Annotated in this window: 6 protein-coding genes; 4 read left to right on the top strand and 2 right to left on the bottom strand. The window is 73.9% G+C overall.

The features are described 5' to 3' along the window. Positions 1–180: 180 nt before the first annotated feature. Entirely contained in the window at positions 181–684 is a 504-nt protein-coding gene (gene ftsL, locus CCS38_RS17830; RefSeq protein WP_223734281.1) for a cell division protein FtsL, read from the bottom strand. After that, entirely contained in the window at positions 681–1,643 is a 963-nt protein-coding gene (gene rsmH, locus CCS38_RS17825) for a 16S rRNA (cytosine(1402)-N(4))-methyltransferase RsmH (RefSeq protein WP_223734280.1), read from the bottom strand. The genes ftsL and rsmH overlap by 4 nt, the downstream gene beginning before the upstream one ends. A 469-nt stretch (positions 1,644–2,112) precedes the next feature. Between rsmH and CCS38_RS17820 the strand changes: the two genes are divergently transcribed. The 4 genes from CCS38_RS17820 to CCS38_RS17805 all read left to right on the top strand — a co-directional run. Continuing rightward, positions 2,113–2,670 (top strand): beta-class carbonic anhydrase, encoded by a 558-nt coding sequence (locus CCS38_RS17820; RefSeq protein WP_223734279.1) that lies wholly within the window; start codon positions 2,113–2,115, stop codon positions 2,668–2,670. Between the two features lie 286 nt (positions 2,671–2,956). Then, the gene (locus CCS38_RS17815; RefSeq protein ID WP_223734278.1) at positions 2,957–3,955 is read left to right on the top strand and encodes an AAA family ATPase; all 999 of its coding nucleotides are present in this window, start codon (positions 2,957–2,959) and stop codon (positions 3,953–3,955) included. Beyond that, positions 3,955–5,427 (top strand): DUF58 domain-containing protein, encoded by a 1,473-nt coding sequence (locus CCS38_RS17810; protein WP_223734277.1) that lies wholly within the window; start codon positions 3,955–3,957, stop codon positions 5,425–5,427. The genes CCS38_RS17815 and CCS38_RS17810 overlap by 1 nt, the downstream gene beginning before the upstream one ends. Further along, the coding region (locus CCS38_RS17805) for a transglutaminase TgpA family protein (RefSeq protein WP_223734276.1) at positions 5,424–7,286 on the top strand (1,863 nt) is incomplete at its 3' end. The genes CCS38_RS17810 and CCS38_RS17805, both read left to right, overlap by 4 nt.

Genomic DNA, 7,286 nt, shown 5'->3' with positions numbered 1-7,286 from the left:
CTGGGAGGGGCGCGGCACGCGGCGCCCGGGGGTGCCCGGGCGGGCGGGGCCGCGCCGCGCCCTCGGGTCGCGCCGGTTCTCGGGGTCCTTGGGGTCCCTCGGTTCGCTCACTGTTCCCCCTCCGTCTCCGTCCGGTCTGCGGGCGATGCGTCCGCGAGCGCGGCGTCGTGCGTCACGAGGTCACTCGCCGTCGGCCGTCGGGGAGGGCTGCGGGGAGGCGGTGCCGCGCGGGCTGCCGGACGGGCTGCCGGACGGCGTGCGCGTCCCGGAGAGGGCCGGCGGGCGGCTCCGCGGCGCCTGCATCACCACGGGCTGTCCCGTGGCCTCGCTGGGCGCGCCGCGCACCGTGCCGTCCGGGCCCAGGAAGGCCGGGTTGCCGCCGGGCACCATGCCGAGGCCGCGGGCCCGCTTCTCCAGGGAGCCGGGCGCCGAGTAACCGTCCACGTCCTGCTGGAGCGCCTGCTGTTCGTCCGTCAGTTCCGTGGTCTGCTTCTCCAGCCTGCTCAGCTCGAAGGAGCCCTGGTTGAGCGCGGAGTTCAGCAGCAGCAGCGTGATCAGGCCGGATCCGAGCAGCACCACGACCAGCAGCACGAACGGCGTGCGCGCCGCCGTGCTCGTACCGGAGGGGACCAGGGCGGCCAGCCGCCCGCCCCCTGTACCGCGAAGCCGCCCGGAGCCCGTCACGCGTTGTCCTCCCGGATGCGTTCGGCGCCGCGCAGCCGAGCGGGCGCCGCCCTGCGGTTCTCCGCGATCTCCGCCTCCGTGGGCAGCTCGGCGCCACGGGTGAGCAGCTTCAGACGCGGCTGGTACTGCTCCGGTACGACCGGCAGCCCGGGCGGTGCCGTGTTGGCGGCGCCCGCCGCGAACACCTGCTTGACCAGCCGGTCTTCGAGCGAGTGGTACGAGAGGACGGCGATCCGGCCGCCGACGGCCAGCGCCTGCACGGCGTTCGGCACGGCGCGTTCGAGGACCGACAGCTCGCCGTTGACCTCGATGCGCAGCGCCTGGAACGTGCGCTTCGCGGGGTTGCCGCCCGTGCGCTTGGCCGCCTGCGGCAGCGCGTCCCGGATGAGCTCGACCAGCCGCGCGCTGTTCGTGAACGGCTCCTTCTCGCGCTCCCGCACGATCGCCGAGACGATCCGCTTGGCCTGCTTCTCCTCGCCGTAGGCCCGCAGGATCCGTACGAGCTCGCCCGGCGCGTAGCTGTTGAGGACCTCGGCCGCGCTCATCCCGGTCGTCTGGTCCATCCGCATGTCCAGCGGGGCGTCCTGGGCGTACGCGAAGCCGCGGTCGGCCTCGTCCAGCTGCATCGAGGAGACGCCCAGGTCGAACAGGATCCCCTGGACGCGCGGCACGGACAGCCGCTCCAGGACGTCCGCCAGCTCGTCGTACACGGCGTGCACGAGGGTCGCGCGGTCCCCGTAGGGCGCCAGGCGCTCCCCCGCGAGCTTCAGGGCGGAGGGGTCGCGGTCCAGGCCGATCAGGCGCGCGGCGGGGAACGTCGACAGCAGCGCCTCGCTGTGTCCCCCCAGACCGAGCGTGCAGTCGACGACGACCGCACCGGGCTCGGCGAGCGCCGGGGCGAGCATGTCCAGACAGCGCTGGAGCATGACGGGGACGTGGCGGGTATTACTGCTGCTCATGCGCCTTCCGATGAGGAGGGCGGCGGATACCGCCCCCTCGGGGAAGGTGCCCACCTGCCGTTGGCCGACGGAGGCCGCACGTACTGTTTGGTCCCCGCCCGCTTTGAAGGGGAAGCGGCCGTCCGCCGACGGGGAAGTGACGTCGGATGGCCGGTGGAGCGGGAGGAGACCGAACCGCACGTGCGGTTCCCCGCGCGCGGGATTCGGGATCCAAGGAGAGTCTCACGCCTCCCACTTCGCGTCACTTTAGTCCACTCATTCCTTCGGTCAACCAACTGGTGGCGCGCGTCCTCGCGCGGCCGCCGGACGCCTCCGGGCCACGCCCTCCCGGGCGTTGTCGATCATTGATTTCACCCGTGCGGGGGAACGGCTCCCGTTCCTGTGGGTTACCTCACAGGCAGGCCCGTTGACCCGCTATGCCCGTCCTCACAAGCGGTGCTCGGACGCCACAGCGATTACTTTTATGGCTATGTCGATATCCGCGTCGCAGGCAACGTCCCCGTCCGATGACAACGCAGCCGCTTCGGGCGGTTCCGTCATCGACCACATCGTCGAGGCCAATGCCCGGTATGCCAACGAGTTCAAGGACCCTGGCCTGAGTGCCCGTCCTGCCCACAAGGTCACCGTTGTGACCTGCATGGACGCCCGGCTGAACCTTCCCGAGGCGCTGGGCCTGAAGGTGGGTGACCTCCACACCCTCCGCAACGCCGGCGGTGTGATCACCGACGACGTCATCCGTTCCCTGACCATCAGCCAGCGCGCGCTGGGCACCCGTTCCGTGGTGGTCATCCACCACACGGGCTGCGGTATGGAGACCCTGACCGAGGACTTCCGCCAGGAGCTCGCCGACGAGGTCGGCCAGCGTCCGGGCTGGGCCGTGGAGTCCTTCAAGGACGTGGAGGTCGATGTACGCCAGTCGGTGCAGCGCCTCCGTACGTCACCGTTCCTGCTCCACACGGAGGACATCCGCGGCTTCGTCTTCGATGTGACGACCGGTCTGCTCCGCGAGGTGGACCCGCAGAACTGACGCCGAAGCCCTTACGAGCTCCCCTGTTCGCCGGCACGTCGACGACGTGCCGGCGAACGTTCTTTCCGGCCGCCGCCCCTCCAGGTGACCGGTGCGCACCCTTCCGAGTTATCCACAGCCCATGACGCGAAGCCGCGCGGGCGGCAAGAATGCGTACGTGACGTTGTTTCCGGCCCGGCCGGGGGCGGCGCGCTATCGGGGTGGGCCGGACCGGAAAAGAGGCGTCGGCCCCGAAATGGGGAACCTCCGCTTTCCGTGAGCGCGGGGCAGGGCCGAGGAGGGCCGGGTGACGACCTATGACGAGCGAGCGAGCCTCAGCGATCTGACCGCCACAGCCGAGCGCGTCCGCCGGTCGGTGGAGGGCGTGATCGAGGGCAAGCCCGAGGTCGTACGCCTGGCGCTGACCGTGCTGCTCGCCGAGGGCCACCTCCTCATCGAGGACGTGCCGGGCGTCGGCAAGACCATGCTCGCCAAGGCACTCGCCCGGTCGGTCGACTGCTCGGTGCGGCGGATCCAGTTCACTCCCGACCTGCTGCCCTCGGACATCACGGGCGTGAGCATCTTCGACCAGCGGCAGCGCGACTTCGAGTTCAAGCCGGGCGCGATCTTCGCCCAGATCGTCATCGGCGACGAGATCAACCGCGCCTCCCCCAAGACCCAGTCCGCGCTCCTGGAGTCGATGGAGGAGCGCCAGGTCACCATGGACGGGCAGACGTATGCGCTGCCGAGCCCCTTCATGGTGGTCGCCACCCAGAATCCCCTGGAGATGGAGGGCACGTACCCCCTCCCCGAGGCCCAGCGCGACCGCTTCATGGCGCGGGTCTCGATCGGCTATCCGAGTGCCGAGGCCGAGCTGCAGATGCTGGACGTGCACGGCGGCACGTCGCCGCTGGACGACATCCAGCCGGTCGCGCACGCCCACGAGATCGTGAAGCTGGTCGAGGCGGTGCGCACGGTCCACGTCGCCGACCCGGTGCGCAGATACGCCGTCGAGCTGGTCGCCGCCACGCGCAACCACCCCGATCTCCGGCTCGGCGCCTCCCCGCGCGCGACGCTCCATCTGCTGCGGGCCGCCAAGGCCGCGGCGGCGCTCGGCGGCCGGGAGTACGTCCTCCCGGACGACCTGCAGTCGCTGGCCGGCGCGGTCCTCGCGCACCGCCTGCTGACCACGGCCCAGGCCCAGCTGAACCGCCGCTCGGCCGAGCAGGTGGTCCTGGAGATCCTGCACCACACCCCGGTCCCCGATCCCTCGGCGCAGTGGCCGCCGGCCTCCCGGAGCTACTGATGCGGGGCGGGGGCGGGGACACCGAGGTACCGGAGGCGACCGGCAGGGAGTACGGCGAGTCCGGGGCGCCGGGCAGCTGCGGTTTTCCGGCCGCTGGGCTGCCGGAGGCCGGCGGGCTGCGGGCCGCGCTCGGCGGGCTGACGACGCGCGGGCGGTCCTTCCTGGCGGCCGGCATCGCCGCCGCGGTGTGTTCGTACGTCCTGGGCCAGGCCGATCTGCTCCGGGTCGGGCTGCTGCTGGCCTCGCTCCCCCTCGTGTGCGTGGCCGTGCTGTACCGCACCCGCTATCGGGTCGCGGGCAGCCGCAGCCTCTCCCCCGCACGGGTGTCCGCCGCGGCCGAGACCCGGGTCCGGCTGCGCGTCGAGAACGTCTCGCGGCTGCCCACCGGCGTGCTGATGCTCCAGGACCGCGTGCCGTACGTCCTCGGACCGCGACCGCGCTTCGTCCTGGACCGGATCGAGGCGGGCGGCCGCCGCGACGTGTCCTACCGCGTCCGCTCGGACCTGCGCGGCCGTTACCCCCTCGGGCCGCTGCAGCTGCGCCTGTCCGACCCGTTCGGCATGTGCGAGCTGACCCGCTCCTTCAGCACGCACGACACCCTGACGGTGGTCCCCCGGGTCGAGCCGCTGCCCCCGGTCCGGCTGGTCGGCGAGGCGTCGGGGTACGGCGACGGGCGCCACCGGGCCCTCGCGCTGGCCGGCGACGACGACGTGCTGCCGCGCGGGTACCGCCACGGCGACGACCTGCGCCGGGTGCACTGGCGCTCCACCGCGCGCTACGGCGAGCTGATGGTCCGCCGCGAGGAGCAGCCCCAGCAGGCCCGCTGCACGATCCTGCTGGACACCCGGAGCGCGGCATACCAGGGCTCGGGGCCCGACTCCCCGTTCGAATGGGCAGTCGCCGGTGCCGCGTCCGTCGCCCTGCATCTTCTGGAGCGCGGCTTCTCGGTACGCCTGCTGACCGACACCGGCAGCTGCGTGCCGGGCCCGGACGGCGCCGGCGGCTTCTCCGGTGGCGGCGCCTCGGCGGACGCGGCGGGGCTGCTCCTGGACACGCTGGCCGTCGTCGACCACTCGGAGGAGCCCGGACTGTCCCGGGCGCACTACGTCCTGCGCGGGGGCAACGAAGGCCTGCTGGTGGCGTTCTTCGGCGAGCTGGACGAGGAGCAGGCCGCGCTGGCGGCCCGGATGCGCCGGCGCAGCGGCTCCGCCGTCGCCTTCGTCCTGGACGGCGACGCCTGGAGCGGTACCGCGGCGCCCCCGCAGTCCGGTGCGGCGCCCGCCCCGCTCCCCCTGGCCGACCGCCTGCGGCTGCTCGACGACGCCGGCTGGACCGCCCTCGCGGTGCGGCCCCAGGACACCCTGCCCGACATGTGGCGGCTCGCCGACACCGCGCGCACCCGGCGGACGGCCGCGCGCGGCGGGGTGCCGCCCGGCGGCACCGCCTCCGGACGCGCGGGGGCGGAGCGATGAGCGGCCGGGCGCGGCTCGCGGTGTGCGCGCTGGTGGCGACGCTCGGCGCCGCCTGCGCGCTGCTGCCGCTGGTGGAGCCGATCGGCTGGATGTTCCAGGCGGCGGTCCTGCTCGGGCTGGTGACCACGGTCGGCGCGCTGGCCCGCCGGGTCCCGCTGGCCCGCCCCCTGACCGTCGCCGCACAGGCCCTGACCGGGCTCGTGCTGCTCACGCTGATGTTCGCCCGCGGCCAGGCCGTCGCCGGGCTGCTGCCGGGCCCCGACGCCTTCCGGGAGTTCGGCCAGCTCCTCCAGGAGGGCGCCGACGACGTCGGCCGGTACGCGATCCCGGCCCCGGTCACCACGGGCATCCGGCTGCTGCTGGTCGGCGGCGTGCTGCTGATCGGCCTGATCGTGGACGCGCTCGCGGTGACGTACCGCAGCGCGGCCCCCGCCGGCCTGCCGCTGCTCGCGCTGTACTCGGTGGCCGCCGGGCTCTCCAAGGGCGGCGCGGGCTGGCTGTGGTTCCTGGTGGCCGCAGCCGGCTATCTGTTACTGCTGCTCGCCGAGGGCCGGGACCGGCTGTCCCGGTGGGGGCGGGTGTTCGGCGGCGGCCCGACGACGGAGGGCCGTCCGTACGCCTCCGGGGGCACCGGGTTGGCCGCCGCCGGCGGGCCCCCGCCCGCCCCGGTGCGCACGGGCCGCCGGATCGGCGCGCTCGCTCTGGGCATCGCCCTGGTCGTCCCGGCCGCGCTGCCCACGCTCGGCGGCGGGCTGCTGGACATGAGCGCCCGCGGCCGCGTCGGGGCCGACGGCGGCACGATCTCCGCGGTGAACCCTCTGGTGTCCCTGCAGAACAGCCTCAACCAGCCCGAGGACCAGGAGGTGCTGAACTACCGCACGACCACCCCCGACACCCGCGACCTGTATCTGCGGATCGTCGCGCTCGACCAATTCGACGGGGCGGCCTGGAAGCCCTCGCAGCGCACGGTCGTGGACGTGCCGGACCGGCTGCCCGATCCGCCGGGCCTCGCGCCCGACGTGGACACCACCGCGGTGAACACCTCGGTCTCCACCGCCAAGTGGTACGCCCAGAACTGGCTGCCGATGCCCTACCCCGCGTCCCGGGTCGACATCCCGGGCCGCTGGCGCTTCGAGCCCGAGGGCCGCACCCTCGTCGGCGACCGGGGCCAGAACACCCGCGGGGTCCGTTACCAGGTCGAGAGCCTGATCGTGCGCCCGACGGCCCGGCAGCTCGCCGAGGCGCCGCCGCCGCGCCGCGCCCTGCGCCGCGAGTACACCCGGGTACCGGACTCGCTGCCCCCGGTGGTCCAGCGGACGGCGCAGCAGGTGACGCGGGGCGCCCGCTCGGCGTACGGCAAGGCGGTCCGGCTCCAGGACTGGTTCGCGCTGAACGGCGGCTTCACGTACAACACCGAGGTCCGGGCGGGCAGCGGCACGCAGGCGATCGCGCGCTTCCTGAAGCAGAAGGAGGGCTTCTGCGTCCACTTCTCCTTCTCGATGGCGGCGATGGCCCGCACGCTCGGCATCCCGGCGCGGGTGGCGGTCGGCTTCACGCCGGGCGGCAAGCGCGCCGACGGCTCGTACTCGGTCGGTCTGAAGGACGCGCACGCCTGGCCCGAGCTGTACTTCGAAGGCATCGGCTGGACGCGCTTCGAGCCGACGCCGAGCCGGGGCAGCGTGCCGGACTACACGGTCTCCTCGGACGCGCCGGACGAGGACGACCCCGGCCGGGCCGAGCCGCTGCCCGGCCGCACCGCGGCGCCGCGGCCCGAGCCGTCGGCGGACGGCGGGAGCTGCCCGCCGGACCAGCGGCAGGCCGCCGGGTGCGGGGCGCTGCCCCCGCAGTCCGGCGGCGGC

Source organism: Streptomyces purpurogeneiscleroticus (assembly GCF_020024005.1).
Lineage (GTDB): Bacteria > Actinomycetota > Actinomycetes > Streptomycetales > Streptomycetaceae > Streptomyces > Streptomyces purpurogeneiscleroticus.
The sequence above is the reverse complement of the archived record's forward strand: the minus strand, read 5'-3'. Positions and strand labels throughout refer to the sequence as shown.